The following is an 18312-nucleotide window of genomic DNA, read 5'->3' as shown; positions in this document are numbered from 1 at the left end:
TTCCCCGTCAGCGCCGGTATTGGCAATTCTGTTCGCAGATCGGAAAGGCCGCTCCGGGCGCACCGGCACGGAGCCGCCTCCCGCAACACGCGCTTAGGCAGTTCGCGCCTTGCGGCTGGCGTACTGGCTGTACATCCGCTGATGGTTGAGCGCGTCCTGCTTTGGCGCAACGCCGAACATGCGGGAATATTCGCGGCTGAATTGCGACGGACTTTCGTAGCCGACCTTGTAGGCGGCTTCCTCGACGCTTGCAGCGTCCGCCACCATCAGCCGCCGCGACTCGAGCAGGCGCAACTGCTTCTGGAACTGAAGCGGCGTCACCGAGGTGAGCTGCTTGAAGTGCTGATGGAACGATGACGGGCTCATGCGCGCCACCTCGGCCATTTGCTCCACACGCAGCGTCTGGGCGAAATTGGCGCGCAGAAAATAGATCGCTTTCGCGACCCGCATGAAATTCGATTCCGGCACGGCCAGGCTGCAGAGTTCGGGCCCGTGCGGGCCGCTCAGAAGCCAGTAGCAGATCTCGCGCATGACCGACGGATAGAGGATCGGGATCGCCTTCGGCGTCTGCGACATCCGGATCAGGCGCAGCACGCATTCCGCCAGCGGTTCGTCAACCTTGCCGACGAACACGCATGGACCCGGCGCGGCAGGTGGGACGGGCGGCGTCTCCAACTGTTCCAGCACCTCGCGCAGCATCGTCACGTCGAGATCGATGGTGACGCCGATATAGGGCGACTGCTCGGTCGCCTCGACGACCCGCCCGCTCGCCGGCATTTCCATGCTGACGACCAGGCACTCCATGTCGCCGTAGCGGAGCGTCTCGTCGCCGAAGAGGATTTCCTTTGCTCCCTGGGCCACGACGCAGAGCGACGGCCGGTAGATCTGCCGCATCGGCATCCGCTGCTGGTAGGAACGGATGATATTAACGCTCTCGATCGGCGTCGGGAATAGCCCTTCACCGCCGCCCTGGCTTTCGATGTAAGCGGTGATCCCGCCCAGAAGCGATGACGACACGCGAGCCTCCATTGGGTTTCGAGACCAGCGCAGCACTCGCCCGTCAGCCGGCAGTCTATCGCGGCTTGTAGGAATAGGCAAGTTTCTTGAGATATTCGGCATTCTGGTCATTAGTGACTTCCTCTAGCTTGGTGATGCCAGTCACAGCCAAGGACGCTCCAAACATGACAGAAACCGCCGCGTCGTCAATAGATCAGCAGAATAGACTGCCCATTGTATCGAAGACGATCGGCGATGAACACGTTCATGGGTGGCGCGTTCCGGTGCTGCTTATTACGCTGTTTCTCGTCAGTGCCACTTCCCAGATCGACCGGATGCTTCCGTTCGTCTTGGCAGAGTCGATCAAGGGAGACCTCGATCTGAGCGATACCGAGGTGGGCCTGCTCACCGGCATCGCCTTTGCGGTCTGTTACACGCTGCTGTCGATGCCGCTCGCCCGCATCGCCGATCGCGGATCGCCCCGTTTCGTCCTCGTTTTGTGCATCCTGCTGTGGAGCGCGATGACATTGCTCGGCGGCATGGCGATGAGTTTCCTGTTTCTCGCCTTCACCCGCTTCGGCGTCGCCTTTGGCGAGGCCGGGGGCACGCCCTCCAGCCATGCGATCATCGCCCGCAAGATCCCGCCCGAACGCCGCGGTCTGGCGATCGGCATCTTCTCAATGGGCATTCCGCTCGGCACCATGGTGGGCTTCGCCGTCGGCGGCGCGATCGGCGACACCCTTGGCTGGCGGACAGCACTGGTCGGGGCCGGCGCTATGAGCGCGCTGATCAGTCTGCTGGCACTCGTCGTCATCGGCCCGACCCCGCCGCTCAAACGTTCGATCGCCAATAGCGAGCCCTTCCTGACGGCGAGCCTGCGATTGCTTTCGTCCCCGCCATTCCGCTGGCTGTTCATCGGCTCGGTCACACTCGGCTTCGCCGCAGCACCTTTCTACGCCTTCGCGGTTCCCTTCCTGATCCGCACCCACGGTTATAGCGCCAGCGAGGCCGGACTGGCGTTTGGACTGCTGCAGGGCGCAATGGGAATTTGCGGAACCCTGATTGGCGGGCGACTGTTCGACCGCGCTGTGCGCTCCGGCACCGGCCGCGTTCTCGGTCCGCCCGCCATCCTCTTCATGGTCGCGAGCATGACGACCGCTGCGGCGCTGTTCGCACCGGTCGGGTGGCTCTCCATCCTGCTCTTCGTGCCCGGCATGCTGTCCTTCGCCTTTCTGCTGCCCTGGTGCTTCGGCGCTGCACACCTGGTGGCCAGCAAGGGCAAGGAAGCGATGGCGACGAGCCTCGCGATGATCGGCTCCGGGCTTCTGGGGCCAGCGCTTGGTCCTCTCATCGTAGGCATGATCAGCGATGGAGCGACAGCCGCCGAGATTTCGAATGGCTTGGGGCTCGGCCTGCTCATCGTGCCCGTCGCAAGCGTCCTGACCGGCGTCGCGATGCTGATCGCAAACCAGCGCATCGCCGCCTGGCTCGGGCGGCAGTAACGACCGAACGCGAACCTATGGCCGCACCAACAAGCTTTCGCGAGTTTTTTGAGAAAGAGAGACTTTCCAATGTCCGATACCGATAACGCCCGCCGCACCTTCCTGGCGCTCACCGCCGCCGCGCCCGCAGCCCTCGCCCTCGGGGGTGTGGCCTCGGCACAGACCTCCGAGACTGCTACCGGCGCACTGCCTGGCACTGGGCGGGCCGCCATCGTCACAGGCTCGTCGCGCGCATTGGCGCCGCGACCGCCAAGCGCCTGGCGCGCGACGGCTATGCGGTGACGGTGAACTATTTTACCAACCGCGATCTGGCCGCTCAGGTCGTGCGCGATATCGAGGCGGCCGGCGGCCGCGCCATCTTCCGCCAGACCGATGTCGCCGATCCGGCGGCGGTCAAGGCCCTGTTCGACGCCAATGACGAGACCTTCGGCGGCGTCGATGTGGTGATCAGCAACGCCGGGATCATGAACGTCGCACCCTTCGCCCAGTTCACAGACGAAGCCTTCGACCGGATGATCGCCACCAATGTGAAGGGCAGCTTCAACGTGCTGCGGGAGGCGGCGCGGCGCACCCGCGACGGCGGTCGCATCATCACGCTCGCTTCGACCTCGATCCGCGCGCGTCGGCCGACCCATGGCGGCTATCCCGCGACCAAGGCCGCCCGGGAGATCTATGCCGGCTGCCTCGCCAAGGAGCTCGCCGGCCGCCATAGATCTCCTGGGCAGCTCGTGTTCGCCAATGGCGGCTTCTTCTAAGGCGATCGCGAGCCGCAAGACAACACACCCGTGGGGCGGCCGAAGCCAGCCATCGCTGCTTCGATCGCCTCGAACTGAACCCGGATCGCGGTTAGCCGCCCCACTCCCGCCGATCCGATCGGAGGCCGCCGCTCCCCCATTACACCGGCGGCCTTCAAAACCCCCGAAGGCGCACCCCGAACAAGGCGGGCGCCTTCGGGGACCCCACCTCCCTCCATAAGGAGTTTCGACAATGCGTGTAGTCCTTCCCATCCTGCTCACCGGTGGCGCAGCCTTGTCATCCACCAGCGCCAATGCCCAGGCAGCGCCGCCGGACAACGGCCCCCACGGCGTCGTCGCGATCGGTGCGGGCGTGGTTCCCGAATATGACGGGTCCGAGGATCTCCGCGCGATCCCCTTCGTGCAGGCGGACGTCCACTGGGGCGACATCAACCTGGAAATCCGCGGGCTTCGGGCGCGGGCCGATCTCGCGTCCGATCCGAGCCTTTCGATCGGACCTGTAATTGGTGCGCGCCTGCCAAGAAGCGACGTGGATGGCCCGGTGGGATTGTTGCCGGATATCGACACGGCGATCGAAGCGGGCGGGTTCATCGGCTATCGCTTCGGCGGCGACGAGAGCGGCCAAGGTTCGCTGGCGATGGAGCTTTCCGTCGTCCACGATGTCTCGGGCGTCCACGATGGGATGCTCGCGACAGCAAGCGCCAGCTACGCTGCGGTTCGTCGCGACGATTTCTTCCTGTCGCTCGACGCGCAAACGACCTGGGTGAACCAGGACTATGCGCGCACCTATTTCGGCGTCACCCCGGCCGGGGCCGCTGCAAGCGGTCTAGCCGCCGACAGCCCGGGGTCCGGCATCAAGGATGTCGGTGTCGGCGTCACGGCCGGATACTGGTTCAGCGAGCGCTTCGGCGTCACGGGCCGGGTCGGAGCCAACTACCTCGTCGGCGATGTCGCCGACAGCCCCGTCACCGAAGAAGGGCGCCGCTGGCAGCCGAGCGGCGGCCTCTCGATCGCCTACCGGTTCTGAAGCGTCGCCAGATCCGCTGATCCAAACCTGGCGCTTCGAGCAGTCGTGGCCGTCAGCCGGACAACGGGCATCTTCACCGTATCACACCTCCATGCCCCAGCGAATTTGACCGCGTGCATCAATTGAGGATTTGCCTATGGATTTCGATCCCGTTGGAGCAGTCATGGCGTGGATTGGCGCCTATGGGCTCATCGGTCTGTTCGCCGTTGCCCTGGCCGAGCGCTTCGTGCCGGTGATCCCGTCCTACGGGCTGCTACTCGCGGTCGGGATCGGCGCGGCGGACGGGGACTGGCCACTGCCGGCTGCCTTCCTTTCGACGGCTGCTGGCAGCATCTTCGGCTGCGCGGCATGGTTCTACGCTGTCCGGGGACTGGGCGACGCGCGATCGACGCGCCTCCTTAACAGAGCTGGCGGGTTCTTCAGCATGTCCGTCGATCGCGTTGAGCGCGGAATCGCTTCCGTTCACCGGAATCAGATCGCGCTGGCCTTCGCACTCCAGCTCGTGCCGACGGTAAGGCTCGTCGCTCCGGCCTTCGCCGCCCTTTCGCGCGGGAACTCCCGCAGTGTCCTGACGGCTTCGGCGGCCGGCATTGCGGTCTGGAATGGCCTTTTCATCGGCATTGGATTTTACGCTTCGCACTCGATCGAGTCGGCGAACTCGACGGTCCTCGCCCTGACTGCTCTCGGCTGCCTGCTCATTGCGGAGGTATCCGTGTTCTGGATCGTGCGACGGATTGGCGCCCACCGCAAAGCGGGGACCGTGCTATGCAAGATCTGACACCTCGCAGATGTGCGCGATCAGCCGCGACGTCGCCCCAACGCCAGCGTATGGCGGAAGCGCTCGGCTTCTTCCAGGTGTGGCTCAAGACCCCCCTGCGCGTCGCCGCAATCGCGCCATCGTCGAGATCGCTAGCGAACCTTATCACCTCCGAAATCTCCCACAACACCGGGCCGGTAATCGAGCTGGGCCCGGGAACCGGCGCGTTCACGCGCGCCCTGATCGCCCGGGGTGTCAGACAGGAAGACCTCGCGCTGATTGAATTCGGATCCGAGTTCGCCGCCGCGCTTCATTTCCATTATCCGCGCGCGCGTACGCTCTGGATGGACGCCGCCCGCCTGCGGGCGGTCGACCTCTTCGACGGAAGGGCGGCCGGCGCCGTCGTCAGCGGGCTACCGCTGCTGTCGATGCCGCCGCGCAAGGTGATCTCCATCCTGACCGGCGCGTTCCGCAAGATGGAGCCGGACGGCGCGCTCTACCAGTTCACCTACGGGCCGCGTTGTCCGGTCTCGCTCAGACTGTTGGACCATCTTGGCCTCGAGGCGGAACGGATCGGCGGCACGCTCGCCAACCTCCCTCCTGCGGCGGTCTATAGAATCAGGCGCAGGCATCCTATCCCTTTCCACTTCGTCCGCTTTTCGTCGCGGCAGCATGTGCCCGTCGAGTGAGATGACGGAGGCGCGATACACCCAATATCAATACAGCAGCGCCGTAAGGCGGGGCAGAAGGAGTTCAGCTGGATGGGCAACGGTTTGCTCGGAATGACATCCGCCACGAGGATTTCATTGTCAGCGCCGGCGGCCCCGGCCCTGAAATCCAGGACTTTCTCATCAAGCAGCTTTGGGCGATCGGTTTCCGGCCGAGCATCGTTGTGCATGGAGTGGGGCGAGAAAACCTGATGGGCCTGGTTGCCAAGCGATCTGGGCTTTCATTGACAACAGAACCCAGCCTTGGAACGATCTACACCGGTGTGACCTTCCGGCCACTCGCGAGGTATCGGACACCGTTATAAAGTTCAAGCAATGAGAACCCGGCACTTAAGCGCGCTATCGAGCTTTGCTTCCGGATTGCCGATGATCGGCGTCGAACGACGCGCTCCAGGTCAAATCTAGGGTCCGGAATCATAAACAATAGCTGACGGTCGTTGCGATGCAGCCGACGGCGAGAAAATAGACGACAAGGCGGTCGTATCGCGTGGCGACGCGGCGGACATGCGCTCGATCGCATTTGTTCGCGGTAGAGGACCTGTGAGAAGCATCTGTTCAGTGCCGGGCCAGCGTCTTCGGTGATGCCAAGATGACCACAGCGCTATTGGACCGGCTCACGCATCACTGCCACATCCTTGAAGCCGGAAACGACAGCTTCCGCTTCAAGAACAGCTCAGCGCACGACACCAAAACGGCGAAGGAGAAAACGAGGAACTTGACCACGACCGCAGACCCGAAACATACCTAACAGGCGGGTCAATTCTCGGTGGAAACGTGGAGTGAACCCCTCGGGCTGGACCTCGGGACTTCATGAGCCTTCTCCGATTGAGGCCCGCAGACCGTATCAGTTTTTCCGTGTCCCGTGGTCCAGCCCGAGGGGTTCACTCCAATCCCAGGTCAGCTCTCAGTGCAAATCAACAAGGAAGGTCGGTGCGTTTTCGCCCCGGCCTTTTTTGTTCCGGGCGTGCCGTTGTTCGCGTCTTGCAGCGCTGCTAGACTTCCTTTGATCGATGCTGCGAGAAACCCCTCGCCATCCCTCCTGGAGATGGCTATGGCGGCCTCTACGATACGATACGCGGTTCGCTGCGAGGCCGATCAGTCGTGGACGGTCTATGACGTTTTCACAGGCGATCCGGCGAAACCTTCGAGCTGGTATTTGGTGGACCTAACGTTTGACGAATCAACCACGTTCTGCGCCATCCTGAATGCCAAGGACCTGAACCGCAGGAGTAGGCTGGGGATATAGGTGGCGGTTGGTATCACCAGTTCATATTGTCCAGCACCACGAACATCATAAAGCAAAAAACTCCGCTGAGGGTCAGTACGGACAGCCACCACGTGATGTTGAGAGCATTTTTCATGCCTCAGCATGCGCGTGTATCGGTGGTAAGTCGAGGACATTCGGTGGTGCGCCATATTTGAGCGTCGGTCCGCCCACCATCGGCCGATTGGTGCCGCCCTGCTCCCCCGGAGGTATCGGGCTTGCGCGGCAAAAACTATCTGAAATCGTGCACGTAGAGAGTCCGGCGGCCACGCGCATACACCTTGGTCGCCACGTCGAGAATCGTCCCTCGTGCCGCATCGAATGCCACCAGATAGTCAGAAGCAAGGACCTCCGAAGATTTTGGCTTTATGAGTGCGGCAGCCTCAATGAAGAATGGCACCTCGAACATGCCGTCGTAGCCCAGAAAGCGGACGGCGTTTCTCGCATCATCGTAGCTACGACTGCGGTTTGGAAACATCAGAGTCATGGATTTTGTCTTTCGCTAAGGGAAGCAGCCCGGTTGAAGGCAGTCGGACCGAAAACGATCGAAGTGGGGTCGGGGCGTGACCTCGACCATGCGGACGATAACGAAAGCAATCGCAGGCTGCCAATGAACGCGACGGGAGATGGTCTTTCCATCTCCATCAAGCATGACGCATTGTCCTAGCACGTGCCCATTGCCAACTCGGCGTCGTTTCGAAGTGCGCTCGCAATCTCCTCCGCAGACACCTGCAGAAACTGACGGGTGCCCGCCTCAACGGAAATTGCGGGGATTTCAAGGTGGGTCGCCACGCGCCTGTAGGCCACATAACTGGCCCCGTCGATAAGCTCTTCATCCACGACGAGACGATAAGTTCCGGCTTGCAAAGGCACCACCAAGACGCTGAGCACAAAGGGATGTGCGAAAGTAATCTCGCTGTTTGTCGTTCTCTCTATCATGTCCGGTATCCGCCGTTCTACTGCGATGAATTTTGCTCACTCATTGTCGCCGGATTTTGGTGGTCTCCAGGCTCAGGTCGGAATGTCCAGACCATCGCGACTGATAGCAGCACCAGCAACGTCGCTGTCAGTGTTCGGTTAGACATAGTCGGTCACCTTTTCGCGTCAGAACATTCCTGACGGCCATGGAGAAGGAAGCACGGGGATGCCCGACCGCGCCGCCCTCATTCTCCCAGGACTGTTCGTCTGCTTGAATGGATCGGGAACTCGCCTTGCTGACGACAGGACGGAGTTCTCTCAGATTGATGGGCAGCCCTTGAATGGCATAGCGCGCAAATGGCGATTTGTAGGGAAGCTTGTTCACACTCGCCTTCCCGAAGTTGTACTCCAATTGCGCTGAGAGAGCGTCCGGAGACGTCTCCCCCGCCAGAAATAGCTTCATCAAGAGAAGCGCTGCCGCGTTGAATTGTCGTTGATCATCCCTCAGTAAACTGGCGTCATAGCCCGCGCTGTCCAAGATGGATTTGATCATCTTCATTTCTTCAGAGGAGATGTCGGTGAAGCTGGGATCGGAAGACATGTCGTCCTCCTCTCATTGGGGCCAGGGTACTAGCCCTCAAGCGGTAGAGCCCGTGACATTGCTACCGACAATTTAAGGATGCGCTTAAATATCCGCTAACGCAAGCGAGTGCAGGTTTCATTCGGGCTCACAAATAGTGAACTGATGGGGTGGATGCCCCCTCCGGCCGGCGTCAGCGTATGATGCCTGCTCAGCGCCATGGTGGCGCACAGGGAGGGAAGGCAGATGTATATCCTCGCGATCGATCTCGCAAAACGGAGTTTCCAGGTCTGCGCAACGGATCGCGGCGGGGCGGTTCTATTCAATCGCGTCCTATCTCGGACCCGACTGCAGCAGTTTCTGAATGAGCAATCGCCTTGCATTGTCGCGATGGAAGCCTGTGCCACCAGCCACTTTTGGGGCCGCTTCGCGCAAAGTCGAGGCCACGACGTTCGACTGATCCCGCCCATCTACGTGAAGCCGTTCGTCAAGCGACAGAAGAACGACGCGGCTGATGCAGCCGCGATCGCGGAGGCCGCATTACGCCCGAATATACACTACGTCGCGGTCAAGAGCGCCGAGCATCAGGCGCGTGCGGTGGCATTCCGAACCCACCAATGCTTTGTGCGCCAACGTACCCAGCTCATCAACGCACTACGCGGCCATCTAGCCGAGTTTGGGATAGTCGTTGCGCAAGGCCCGGCCAATCTCGGTGCGGTTGCAGGCATGTTGGATGATGGAGGCGTTGATCTGCCGGACGGCGTGCGGGAGATCGGCAGGCTTTACCTGGACCAGATCAGGTTGCTCTCCGAGAAGGTCGACGAGCTGAGCCTCAAACTGCGCGAGGCGACGACATCGAACGCTGAGATGCGCCGGCTCTGTACCGTTCCTGGAGTCGGCCCTGTGACCGCCGGCGCGATCCTCGCCTTTGCGCCTGACCTCCATGCTTTCAAGAGTGGTCGAAACTTTGCCGCCTGGCTCGGTCTTGTTCCAAGACAGCATTCGACGGGTGGGAAGACCCGCCTTGGCGGTGTCAGCAAGATGGGACAGACTGATATTCGCAGGTTGCTCGTCGTCGGGGCCATGAGCATTATTCGATGGATCGTCCGCAAGGGCACCTTTCCCGACAACTGGCTCGGGCACATGCCGGCCGCAAACCTCGAATGGTCGCCGCTGTCGCGCTCGCCAACAAGATGGCGCGCATCATATGGGCAATGATGACAAGGGAGCAGAACTACAGGATGGCGTGATCCGCTGCCTTTGTCGAAGGGCAATGCGGTGACGCTTGGGGTGATCAGCCCCGGTGAGAAGATCGACTGACGGTACGATGCGGAAAGGACTTCAATGTTCAGAATGGGGCAAACCAGTCCCGGGGCTCGAGTCAACCAAGCTCTCTGAACCGATGTGGACCCTGTTCTTCGAACTGCATCCCGGCCCGTGGCCGTTCAGGCCACTCCATGAGGCCCGACACACGACCGATAGAATTCCTCGTTCGCAGACAGCAGTCAGAAAATTCTTCTTGCCAAACCGGGGGCATCCACACACGCCCCGCCGCGATCCGTTGCGCAGACCTGGAAACTCCGTTTTGCGAGATCGATCGCGAGGATATACATCTGCCTTCCCTCCCTGTGCGCCACCATGGCGCTGAGCAGGCATCATACGCTGACGCCGGCCGGAGGGGGCATCCACCCCATCAGTTCAGCGCCCTTACCAATCGATCAAGGCTTGACGTCCGATAGTTCCGATGAAAACGCCGCGAGAAACCAGCTTGCTCTCGCGGCGTTTGGCCCCTTGTCTTTGCGAGAACCAATCAAACGAAATGGGCGAGCAGCGGGAAGACCAGCAGGAAAGAGATGATCACGCAGGCAACGTTGGCAGCCCAGACAGCCACTCTCTCCGCTTTCGGTTCGGACGCTTTCATCGGACTCTCCTGAAAAAAGTGCAGTCGTTTCGCTTGTAGGGTGAAAAGTGCTGCCCCGATATGAGCCAGCCCGCAGGCGCATGACAAGAGCGTCTGACCTAAATCGCCGCACTCCGCAAACGCGATCGGAGGAAGTTCCTTTTCCGCCACGAATTTGCCATGATCGGAAATCCGTGAAATAACGAGCACTCAACATTCCGTATTGGAGGAAATGTGTCCGGATTGGCCTCCGGACTCAAATTGAAAGGACTTTTCGTGACCATTGAGAACGAAACCGACTATGAAGTCGGGCAGGACAACGTCAATATTCTGGGACTGGACATCCACAATCCGGTTTTCTTCATATCGGGCGGCATCATTGTTCTTTTCGTGTTCTTCGCCGCCACTTTCCAGGCGCCGATGACCGAATTCTTCAGCTGGCTCAGGCCGGCCGTCACGGAGTCCTTCGACTGGTTCCTCGCGACCGCCGCCAATATCTTTGTCCTCTTCTGTATCGTTCTGATCTTCAGTCCCTTCGGCAGCATCCGGCTGGGCGGCAAGGACGCCCAGCCGGATTTTACGTATACGGGCTGGTTCGCCATGCTCTTTGCGGCCGGCATGGGCATCGGCCTGATGTTCTACGGCGTCTCGGAGCCGGTCTCGCATTTCAGCGCCTCCTTCGCCACTGACGCCGGAACGGCCGATAGCTGGGCCCCGCTGTCGGGCGCTGCGGGCGATGTCGAGGCTGCGCGCCGGCTCGGCATGGCGGCGACCATATTCCATTGGGGCCTCCATCCCTGGGCGATCTATGCCGTCGTGGGTCTGGCGCTTGCCTTCTTCGCCTATAATCGCGGCCTGCCGCTGACCATCCGCTCCGCCTTCTATCCGTTGCTCGGAGAACGCGTCTGGGGGTGGCCGGGCCACCTCATCGACGTGCTGGCGGTCTTCGCGACGCTGTTCGGCCTGGCGACGTCCCTCGGCATCGGCGCGGAACAGGCCAATGCCGGCCTCAACCACCTCTTCGGTCTTCCCGTCTCCGAGACCTCGAAGATCATGCTCATCATCGGCATCACCGGGATCGCACTGTTTTCAGTGGTGGCCGGGCTCGATGCGGGTGTGAAGCGCCTCAGCGAAATCAACATGGCGCTGGCGGCCCTGCTTCTGCTCTTCGTCATCCTGGTCGGCCCGACGCTCGCCATCCTCACCGGCTTCTTCGAGTATCTGGGAGCCTATGTCGTAAACCTGCCGGCGCTCGCCAACCCCTTCGGCCGCACGGACCAGCATTTCTTCGACGGCTGGACGGCCTTCTACTGGGCCTGGTGGATTTCCTGGTCGCCCTTCGTCGGCATGTTCATCGCCCGCGTTTCCCGCGGGCGGACGGTCCGGGAATTCCTGATCTGCGTCCTCCTCATCCCCTCGCTTGTCTGCGTGCTCTGGATGACCGCCTTCGGCAGCGCAGCCCTTCACCAGATCGTCGAGCAGGGCTCGAACGCGGTCGCGGAAGCGACGCTGGAACTTCAACTCTTCGTCATGCTGGAGGCGATGCCGTTCGCCGCCATCACGTCCTTCCTCGGGATAGTCCTGGTCGTCGTCTTCTTCGTGACGTCTTCCGATTCCGGCTCGCTGGTCATCGACACGATCACTGCCGGCGGCAAGGTCGATGCACCCGTTCCCCAGCGTGTGTTCTGGGCGGTCTTCGAGGGACTGGTGGCGGTCGTCCTCCTGCTGGCCGGCGGCCTTGCCGCCTTGCAGGCAGCTGCCATCACCACCGGCATTCCCTTCGCACTCGTGCTGCTCGGCATGTGCGTCGCCCTCTGGAAGGGCCTCGCTTCGGAGCGAGCGAGACTGCAAAGCGCCTGAGAACAGCAGCAAAATCCGATCGGATCGCCGTGCATCGACACGGCGATCGCACCCTGCTGCTTTCCCGAAATTCATGAAACTGGAGAATGAACATGTTCAGCGACAACGCCGCACCGCACAACGATGACACGCTTGGCGGTCGCATATCGTTTGCTCGCGAGGCCTGCGGACTATCCGCTGAGGAAGCCGCAGAGCGACTGGGCGTCCTCGCCACGAGCTGGAGCGCATGGGAATGCGACCGGGATGTCCCGCGCGCCAACCGGCTGACGATGATGGCCGGTGTGCTCGGCGTCAGCCCGTCCTGGCTTCTGACCGGCTTCGGACATGGACCGCTGGAAGAAAAATCCGAGGACGGGCAGGCCGCCTTGCGCGAGGAACTCCGTCAGGCATCGGTGGATGTCGAAGTGCTGAACCGTCGATTGCGGACGATCGCCTCACACCTCGACGCCCGGGACGACCGGTAACGGCGGACCTTGCCGCAAGCCGGCGCTCTTGAGGTTCCTTGCGCCGGCCGAATGCATCCAAGTTCCACGGACAGGATTATGATCGCCAATTTCCCCGACGTACACCCGGTTCTCACCACGGGAATCGCACTTCTTGCGCTCGCGCTCGCCGCACTGTTCGCCAACTATGTGGTGAAAGCGCTGCTTGTACGTGCGCTCAACCGTGTATTGACCCTCACCGCCTATGGCCGCGACCCGGAACTGCGCCGGCACGGACTGGTCGAACGGCTGGCGAACGTGATGCCGGCATTGGTCATCTCGTCCGGTATCGCCCTCGTGCCGAACCTGCCGGCCTTCGTCGTCGTCGTCATTCGAAACGTCTCCAGTGCGTTCATGATCCTGACGGTCGCCATGGCCGTCAGCGCCGCCCTCAACATCGTCGACACCCTCTATCATCGCCGGCCGGATGCGCGGCTCAAGCCGATCAAGGGCTATGTCCAGGTCGTGAAGATCGCCGTCTATGTCATCGCGGCGCTGCTCATGATCGCCACGTTGATCGACCGGTCGCCGCTGATCCTCCTGTCGGGCCTCGGCGCGATGGCGGCCGTGCTCATCCTGGTGTTCCAGGACACGCTGCTGTCGCTTGTTGCCGGCATCCAGATCTCTTCCACCGATATGGTGCGCGTCGGCGACTGGATCGAGATGCCGGGCCAGAACGCCGACGGCGACGTCGTCGAGATCGCGCTTCACACCGTGAAGGTGCAGAACTTCGACAAGACGATCACCACGATCCCCATCCGCAAGCTCGTGACCGATCCTGTCAAGAACTGGCGCGGCATGCAGGAATCGGGCGGGCGGCGCATCAAGCGTGCGATCTATCTCGATCAGACCAGCATTCGTTTCCTCGCGCCGGAGGAAGAGGAACGGTTGTCGAAGCTGGAGCGTCTGGAGACCTATCTGAAGCGCAAGCAGGCGGAACTGTCCGAATGGAACGACAAGCTCGGCGAGCGCGCCCGCATTCCGGCCAACACACGCCGCGCCACCAATATCGGAACGTTCCGCGCCTATGTGGAGGACTACCTGCGCAATCATCCAGGCGTCCATCAGGGCATGACGATCATGGTGCGGCAACTGCCGCCCCAGCCAGAAGGCCTGCCGCTGGAAATCTACTGCTTCGCCAACACGACCGCCTGGGCAATGTACGAGGGCATCCAGTCGGACATCTTCGATCATCTCCTGGCGATCCTGCCCGAATTCGATCTGCGGGTATTCCAAAACCCGAGCGGACGCGACCTGCAGGCTCTTTCACCGGGCAAAGCCTTCGCCGAGGCGATCACCAGCGCAGAAAGCGGCGTCCGATAAGGAAGCCGCAGGCGGTGACGGCGGCGATCCCGGCCGTATACCAGACAGCGACGAACAAGGGACTGTCGTCGGGGCAGTGCCAGGCGTAGATCGCCGCGGCGATCGCCCCGGCGGCAAAGCCGGCGACCGTTCCCGCCTGCCCCGGATCGTCGGGGGCGCCGTTCCTCAGCGCGAAGAGGAACCCCGCAAGCGGTGAGACGGCGAGGACCGGGATGAAGAAGACGCAGAAGGCGGCATGCCGACCGACCAGCGCCGGCATCCAGCCCTGCGCGGGCACCGCGAACAGTTCCAGCAAGACCGCCGCGACGACGGCCGCCGCCAGCAGGAGGAGCGCCAGCGCCGCCGCCTGCCACGGAACGCCGGGGCGGCCGATCAGGAAGACGAGGCGGGAGGCGAGGAGCGCTAGGAGCAGGGTTGCGCAGATCTTGCCTCATCGGCGCCGTTCAGACCGTCGCGGCAAGCGACGCGAAGGAGAAGTGCTACGGCATCGCGCTGAAGGGGCAAAACGACTGCGCCGCCGGCCCCGGCACCACCTGCGCCGGCACGTCGAAGATCGACTACCAGCAGAACGCCTGGAAACTCGTGCCCGCCGGCACCTGCGAGGCGATGCAGACGCCGAACGGCCATGGCTCGCTGGTCTAGGGCGCAGCCCCGGCCTGACAGGCATGCGGACGGCGCGCCCCGCGCCGTCCGTCCCGAACCGAGGAGATTCGCCATGAAAGCATCCCGCCTGCCGCGCCGCGCCGGCGTCGGCTTCAAGCCCGAGCATTTTGCCAAGATCGACGCGCGGCCGCAGCCGCTCGGCTTCTTCGAGGTCCATGCCGAAAACTACATGGGTGCCGGCGGCCCGCCGCATGCGCGCCTCGCCCGGTTGCGAGAAGACTATGCGCGCTCCATCCACGGCGTCGGCCTGTCGATCGGCGCCATGCAGCCGCTCGACGGCGAACACCTGACGCGGCTGAAAACCCTGTGCGACCGCTACGAGCCGGAGAGCTTTTCCGAACATCTCGCCTGGTCGTCGCACGGCGAGGTGTTTCTCAACGATCTCCTGCCGCTGCCCTATACCGAAACCACGCTCGCCCGGGTCGCGGAGCATATCGACCAGGTGCAGGAAACGCTGAAACGGCAGATGCTGCTGGAAAACCCGGCCACCTACCTTCTCTTCGACGAAAGCACGATCGAGGAAACGGCCTTCCTGGCGGAGGTGTCCCGCCGCACCGGCTGCGGCCTGCTGCTCGACGTCAACAACGTCTTCGTGGCGGCGACGAATCACCGGCTCGACCCGGCCGCCTATATCGACCGGTTTCCGCTCGACAGGGTTCGCGAACTCCATCTCGGCGGCCATTGCGATACCGTCGACGATGCCGGTTTCCCCCTTCTCATCGACAGCCACGACACCCCCGTCACTGATCCCGTCTGGGCGCTTTACGAGACCGTCCTTGCCCGCACCGGACCGGTCGCCACCCTCGTCGAATGGGACAACGACATACCCGCCTGGCCGGTGCTGCGCGCCGAGGCCGGGGCGGCGCAAACGCTGCTCGATGCCGCCCTGGCGCGGCGCGCGGCGTGAGGGCCAGCCATGTCGAGCGAGATCCAGGACAGGTTCGCCGCAGCGCTCATCGACCGCGCGCTGCCCCCGCCGCAAGGCACATCGGCCTGGAGCGGACCACGGCCGGAGCGCCGCTCCGCGGTCTACCGCAACGATGTCGCAAGCGGCCTCACCGGCGCGCTCGCCACCCGCTTTCCCGCCGCCCGCCGTATCGTCGGGGGGGGATTTCTTCACGGCCATGGCGCTGGCCTATGCCGAACGGCATCCGCCACGCTCGCCGCTCCTTCTCTTCTACGGCGACGATTTCGCCGATTTTGTCGCGACGTTCGAGCCGGCGCGCGACCTTGCCTACCTGCCCGACGTCATCCGGCTGGAGGCCGCGCGCGGACACGCCTATCACGCCGCCGACGCCGTGCCGCTCGAGCCCGGACCGATCAAGCCCTGGACAGGCGAGACAGCGCTCGTGGTGCGGCCGCGCCTGCTGGTCGATGTCCTGCGGCTGGAACCCGCCGAGGCGGCCTTCCTCCAGGCGCTGGCCGGCGGCGCCACGCTCGGCGCGGCGGCGGAGGACGCCAGCGCCCTGCGGGGCTTCGATCTTGCCGCAGCTCTCGTGCGTCTCCTGCAATCCGGGGCCTTCACCGCCATCCGAAAGGACAATACCAATGGACACTGACGCCAGCGCGGCCATGGCCGCATCGCACCGCCTCACGCATCGTCTCGAAGAGGCAACACGCCTGCTCGACCGCATACCGTATGACCTGATCGCCCTCGTTGCCCGCCTGTCGATCGCCGGCGTCTTCTGGCGCTCCGGGCAAACGAAGGTGGAAGGCTGGCATGTCACGGACACAGCCTTCTATCTCTTCGAGACTGAATACCGGCTGCCCTTCGTCAGCCCCTGGATCGGCGCCCATCTTGCCGCTTTCGCCGAGCATCTGTTCCCGGTGCTCCTCGTCATCGGCCTTGCCAGCCGCCTCTCCGCACTGGCGCTTCTCGGGATGACGCTGGTGATCGAGATCCTCGTCTATCCCGACGTCTGGCCGACACACGGCACCTGGGCCGCCTGCCTTCTTCTCATCGCCGCCCGGGGATCTGGCCGGTTTTCCCTCGACCATCTTCTCTCCCGACGATGGAAAACGCGGGCGGATTAAGGAAATCGGCAGAAATGGTGTAGGAAGATCAGCGAGCGGCTCGCGATTGCGTGACGCCTTCGTCCGGTCCGCCGCCTGTTCCCGCCGCCACCCGAAACGAGACGATGTCTGCCTTCTACAGAAAGTCCAAGCTACTCCGCCGTTCCCGCGTGTTCTGGGGCTCCTTCTCCCTTTGGCGACCCCGGCTGGTCTTCTGGTGCGGCGCGCTTGCGACCGGTGTGATCAGCGTCGGCTTCGCCAAACTGGCGGATTTCGCGCAGCACCTGTTCACGCGCGTCACCACGGCGGGCGACTGGGCTTTTCTGTTGCCGCTCCTGCTCGCGCCGATCGGATTTGGGCTGTCTGCCTATCTGTCGATACGTTTCTTTCCCAATGCCCAGGGCAGCGGCATTCCACAAGCTATTGCGGCACGGCACCTGAAGGAAGACGAGGATCGCGGCAGGTTGCTCTCCTTGCGCATCGCCTTCGGCAAGATCCTGCTCACAGTCCTCGGTCTCTTTTCCGGCGCCTCCATCGGGCGTGAGGGGCCGACCGTCCAGGTTGGCGCCTCGATCATGCTGGCCGTCGCCCGCTTCGGCGGCATGGCGCAGGCGCGCGGCCTGATCCTCGCAGGTTCAGCCGCCGGCATTGCCGCCGCATTCAACACCCCGCTCGCAGGCATCGTCTTCGCCATCGAGGAAATGAGCCGCACCTACGAGGCGCGCGCCAACGGCTTCGTGCTGGCCGCCGTCATCCTGTCGGGCCTCGCCGCGCTCGGACTATCGGGCAGCTATCATTATTTCGGCTCTTCCACCGTGGCACCGACGCAACTGCGCGACTGGGGCCTTGTCCTCGTCTGCGGTATCGGCGGCGGGGCGCTCGGCGCGGCCTTCAGCGGCATGGCGCTGCATTTCGGCCAGCGCATCCGCCGCTGGGCGCAGCCCGAACCGCTGAAACGTATGGTAATGCTTGCCGTGGCGTGCGGGCTGGCCGTCGCCGCCATCGGCGTCATCTCCGGCGGCAAGACCTTCGGGACCGGCTACGAACAGGCCCAGGGCGCCGTCCAGGGTGAAGCCCTTCCGCTTCTCTTCTTCCTCGAAAAACTCGCCGCCAGCTTCCTTTCCATGCTGTCCGGCATTCCCGGCGGCATCTTCGCGCCGTCGCTCGCGGTCGGCGCGGGGCTGGGCAGCACCGTGGGGTCGCTACTGGGTACCAGTGTCGCGCTTGCGGCGATCCTCGGCATGGCCGGCTACTTTGCCGGTGTCGTGCAGGCGCCGATGACCGCCTTCGTCATCATCCTCGAGATGACCGGCGACCACGAGGCCGTCATTCCGCTGATGGCCGTTTCGATGCTCGGCTATCTGACCTCGCGCATTCTCTCCCGCGAACCGCTCTATCACGGCCTGTCCCGTGTCTTCATCGCCGCTGCGATCAGAGCGCGGCGCGCCTCCGAGAAGGCCGGCGGAAGCGCGCTCCCGCCGCAGGATTCCGCTTAGCCGCTGCATCTGCTAGACATCTGGAGTTTTCGGAAACAAGGATATCGC

At 63.1% G+C, this 18312-nt stretch carries 19 protein-coding genes and 4 pseudogenes; 16 read left to right on the top strand and 7 right to left on the bottom strand.

Translation table 11 applies throughout. The annotated features are described in order from the left end of the window. Nucleotides 1-93: 93 nt before the first annotated feature. Nucleotides 94-1017, bottom strand: coding sequence for an AraC family transcriptional regulator (locus OCK02_RS22250; RefSeq protein WP_183808127.1), 924 nt, complete (start codon nucleotides 1015-1017; stop codon nucleotides 94-96). Nucleotides 1018-1181: 164 nt separating this feature from the next. Between OCK02_RS22250 and OCK02_RS22245 the strand changes: the two genes are divergently transcribed. The 5 genes from OCK02_RS22245 (at nucleotide 1182) to OCK02_RS22225 (ending at nucleotide 5726) form a co-directional block, all read left to right on the top strand. Beyond that, nucleotides 1182-2498, top strand: a complete 1317-nt coding sequence (locus tag OCK02_RS22245) for an MFS transporter (protein ID WP_263817263.1) — start codon at nucleotides 1182-1184, stop codon at nucleotides 2496-2498. A 284-nt stretch (nucleotides 2499-2782) separates the two neighbouring features. Beyond that, a complete protein-coding gene (locus tag OCK02_RS22240) occupies nucleotides 2783-3253 on the top strand; it encodes an SDR family NAD(P)-dependent oxidoreductase (protein WP_412178893.1) in 471 nt (156 codons plus the stop codon). A 232-nt stretch (nucleotides 3254-3485) separates the two neighbouring features. Then, a complete protein-coding gene (locus OCK02_RS22235) occupies nucleotides 3486-4280 on the top strand; it encodes a MipA/OmpV family protein (RefSeq protein WP_183808129.1) in 795 nt (264 codons plus the stop codon). Between the two features lie 136 nt (nucleotides 4281-4416). Beyond that, complete coding sequence (locus OCK02_RS22230; RefSeq protein ID WP_183808130.1) at nucleotides 4417-5058, top strand: DedA family protein; 642 nt, start codon at nucleotides 4417-4419, stop codon at nucleotides 5056-5058. 50 nt (nucleotides 5059-5108) lie between these two features. Further along, on the top strand, nucleotides 5109-5726 hold the full coding sequence (locus OCK02_RS22225) for a class I SAM-dependent methyltransferase (RefSeq protein WP_263814918.1): 618 nt from the start codon (nucleotides 5109-5111) through the stop codon (nucleotides 5724-5726). A gap of 453 nt (nucleotides 5727-6179) precedes the next feature. Here OCK02_RS22225 and OCK02_RS26260 read toward each other — a convergent pair. Next, nucleotides 6180-6351, bottom strand: a pseudogene (locus tag OCK02_RS26260) (IS5/IS1182 family transposase); the annotation flags it as partial. On the opposite strand from OCK02_RS26260, the pseudogene OCK02_RS22220 reads away from it, so the two are divergent. Further along, a pseudogene (locus OCK02_RS22220) lies at nucleotides 6331-6513 on the top strand (ATP-binding protein); the annotation flags it as partial. The pseudogenes OCK02_RS26260 and OCK02_RS22220 sit on opposite strands and share 21 nt — an antisense overlap. Nucleotides 6514-7261: 748 nt before the next feature. Here the strand turns inward: OCK02_RS22220 and OCK02_RS22215 are convergent. The 3 genes from OCK02_RS22215 to OCK02_RS22205 form a co-directional block, all read right to left on the bottom strand. Next, entirely contained in the window at nucleotides 7262-7516 is a 255-nt protein-coding gene (locus OCK02_RS22215) for a DUF1488 domain-containing protein (protein ID WP_263814917.1), read from the bottom strand. A 176-nt stretch (nucleotides 7517-7692) separates the two neighbouring features. Further along, nucleotides 7693-7968: a hypothetical protein gene (locus tag OCK02_RS22210; RefSeq protein WP_230804326.1), complete on the bottom strand. Its 276-nt coding sequence runs from the start codon at nucleotides 7966-7968 to the stop codon at nucleotides 7693-7695. Nucleotides 7969-8095: 127 nt separating this feature from the next. Then, the gene (locus tag OCK02_RS22205; RefSeq protein ID WP_263814916.1) at nucleotides 8096-8548 is read right to left on the bottom strand and encodes a hypothetical protein; all 453 of its coding nucleotides are present in this window, start codon (nucleotides 8546-8548) and stop codon (nucleotides 8096-8098) included. 225 nt (nucleotides 8549-8773) lie between these two features. Here OCK02_RS22205 and OCK02_RS22200 point away from each other — a divergent pair. Next, nucleotides 8774-9777, top strand: a pseudogene (locus OCK02_RS22200) (IS110 family transposase). A gap of 560 nt (nucleotides 9778-10337) precedes the next feature. Here OCK02_RS22200 and OCK02_RS22195 read toward each other — a convergent pair. Continuing rightward, nucleotides 10338-10637 carry a hypothetical protein gene (locus tag OCK02_RS22195; protein ID WP_263814915.1) on the bottom strand — a complete coding sequence of 100 codons (300 nt, stop codon included), beginning with the start codon at nucleotides 10635-10637 and terminating at the stop codon, nucleotides 10338-10340. A gap of 66 nt (nucleotides 10638-10703) precedes the next feature. Between OCK02_RS22195 and OCK02_RS22190 the strand changes: the two genes are divergently transcribed. The 3 genes from OCK02_RS22190 to OCK02_RS22180 all read left to right on the top strand — a co-directional run bounded on the left by OCK02_RS22190 (nucleotide 10704) and on the right by OCK02_RS22180 (nucleotide 14092). Then, nucleotides 10704-12287, top strand: coding sequence for a BCCT family transporter (locus OCK02_RS22190; protein WP_263814914.1), 1584 nt, complete (start codon nucleotides 10704-10706; stop codon nucleotides 12285-12287). A gap of 92 nt (nucleotides 12288-12379) precedes the next feature. After that, a complete protein-coding gene (locus tag OCK02_RS22185; protein ID WP_263814913.1) occupies nucleotides 12380-12751 on the top strand; it encodes a helix-turn-helix domain-containing protein in 372 nt (123 codons plus the stop codon). A gap of 81 nt (nucleotides 12752-12832) precedes the next feature. Next, nucleotides 12833-14092, top strand: coding sequence for a mechanosensitive ion channel family protein (locus OCK02_RS22180; protein ID WP_412178899.1), 1260 nt, complete (start codon nucleotides 12833-12835; stop codon nucleotides 14090-14092). On the opposite strand, the gene OCK02_RS22175 is transcribed toward OCK02_RS22180, so the two are convergent. Then, nucleotides 14064-14465, bottom strand: coding sequence for a DUF1109 domain-containing protein (locus OCK02_RS22175; RefSeq protein ID WP_263814961.1), 402 nt, complete (start codon nucleotides 14463-14465; stop codon nucleotides 14064-14066). The two genes, OCK02_RS22180 and OCK02_RS22175, sit on opposite strands and share 29 nt — an antisense overlap. A 41-nt stretch (nucleotides 14466-14506) precedes the next feature. Between OCK02_RS22175 and OCK02_RS22170 the strand changes: the two genes are divergently transcribed. The 6 genes and pseudogenes from OCK02_RS22170 to OCK02_RS22150 all read left to right on the top strand — a co-directional run bounded on the left by OCK02_RS22170 (nucleotide 14507) and on the right by OCK02_RS22150 (nucleotide 18264). Next, nucleotides 14507-14734, top strand: coding sequence for a DUF2282 domain-containing protein (locus OCK02_RS22170; RefSeq protein ID WP_183808137.1), 228 nt, complete (start codon nucleotides 14507-14509; stop codon nucleotides 14732-14734). A 73-nt stretch (nucleotides 14735-14807) separates the two neighbouring features. Continuing rightward, the gene (locus OCK02_RS22165) at nucleotides 14808-15662 is read left to right on the top strand and encodes a DUF692 domain-containing protein (RefSeq protein WP_263814912.1); all 855 of its coding nucleotides are present in this window, start codon (nucleotides 14808-14810) and stop codon (nucleotides 15660-15662) included. A 9-nt stretch (nucleotides 15663-15671) separates the two neighbouring features. Then, nucleotides 15672-15812: pseudogene (locus OCK02_RS26170) on the top strand (DUF2063 domain-containing protein); the annotation flags it as partial. Between the two features lie 67 nt (nucleotides 15813-15879). Next, nucleotides 15880-16314, top strand: a complete 435-nt coding sequence (locus OCK02_RS22160) for a hypothetical protein (RefSeq protein ID WP_318530149.1) — start codon at nucleotides 15880-15882, stop codon at nucleotides 16312-16314. Further along, the gene (locus OCK02_RS22155) at nucleotides 16304-16789 is read left to right on the top strand and encodes a DoxX family protein (protein ID WP_412178892.1); all 486 of its coding nucleotides are present in this window, start codon (nucleotides 16304-16306) and stop codon (nucleotides 16787-16789) included. Before OCK02_RS22160 ends, OCK02_RS22155 begins: the two co-directional genes overlap by 11 nt. A 104-nt stretch (nucleotides 16790-16893) precedes the next feature. After that, a complete protein-coding gene (locus OCK02_RS22150) occupies nucleotides 16894-18264 on the top strand; it encodes a chloride channel protein (RefSeq protein WP_263814911.1) in 1371 nt (456 codons plus the stop codon). Nucleotides 18265-18312: the final 48 nt, after the last annotated feature.

The organism is Rhizobium sp. TRM96647 (assembly GCF_025780115.1).
Classification (GTDB): domain Bacteria; phylum Pseudomonadota; class Alphaproteobacteria; order Rhizobiales; family Rhizobiaceae; genus Mycoplana.
Note: the sequence above shows the minus strand (reverse complement) of the source record. Positions and strands in the feature narration are given on the sequence as shown.

What these genes read in the sequence shown, in the direction of transcription:
- OCK02_RS22230 (WP_183808130.1), top strand. Translation starts at nt 4,417, where the DNA reads ATGGATTTCGATCCCGTTGGAGCAGTCATGGCGTGGATTGGCGCCTAT.
- OCK02_RS22160 (WP_318530149.1), top strand. Translation starts at nt 15,880, where the DNA reads ATGGCGCTGGCCTATGCCGAACGGCATCCGCCACGCTCGCCGCTCCTT.
- OCK02_RS22210 (WP_230804326.1), bottom strand. Translation starts at nt 7,968, where the DNA reads ATGATAGAGAGAACGACAAACAGCGAGATTACTTTCGCACATCCCTTT.
- OCK02_RS22245 (WP_263817263.1), top strand. Translation starts at nt 1,182, where the DNA reads ATGACAGAAACCGCCGCGTCGTCAATAGATCAGCAGAATAGACTGCCC.
- OCK02_RS22215 (WP_263814917.1), bottom strand. Translation starts at nt 7,516, where the DNA reads ATGACTCTGATGTTTCCAAACCGCAGTCGTAGCTACGATGATGCGAGA.
- OCK02_RS22185 (WP_263814913.1), top strand. Translation starts at nt 12,380, where the DNA reads ATGTTCAGCGACAACGCCGCACCGCACAACGATGACACGCTTGGCGGT.
- OCK02_RS22165 (WP_263814912.1), top strand. Translation starts at nt 14,808, where the DNA reads ATGAAAGCATCCCGCCTGCCGCGCCGCGCCGGCGTCGGCTTCAAGCCC.
- OCK02_RS22225 (WP_263814918.1), top strand. Translation starts at nt 5,109, where the DNA reads ATGGCGGAAGCGCTCGGCTTCTTCCAGGTGTGGCTCAAGACCCCCCTG.
- OCK02_RS22205 (WP_263814916.1), bottom strand. Translation starts at nt 8,548, where the DNA reads ATGTCTTCCGATCCCAGCTTCACCGACATCTCCTCTGAAGAAATGAAG.
- OCK02_RS22235 (WP_183808129.1), top strand. Translation starts at nt 3,486, where the DNA reads ATGCGTGTAGTCCTTCCCATCCTGCTCACCGGTGGCGCAGCCTTGTCA.
- OCK02_RS22150 (WP_263814911.1), top strand. Translation starts at nt 16,894, where the DNA reads ATGTCTGCCTTCTACAGAAAGTCCAAGCTACTCCGCCGTTCCCGCGTG.
- OCK02_RS22155 (WP_412178892.1), top strand. Translation starts at nt 16,304, where the DNA reads ATGGACACTGACGCCAGCGCGGCCATGGCCGCATCGCACCGCCTCACG.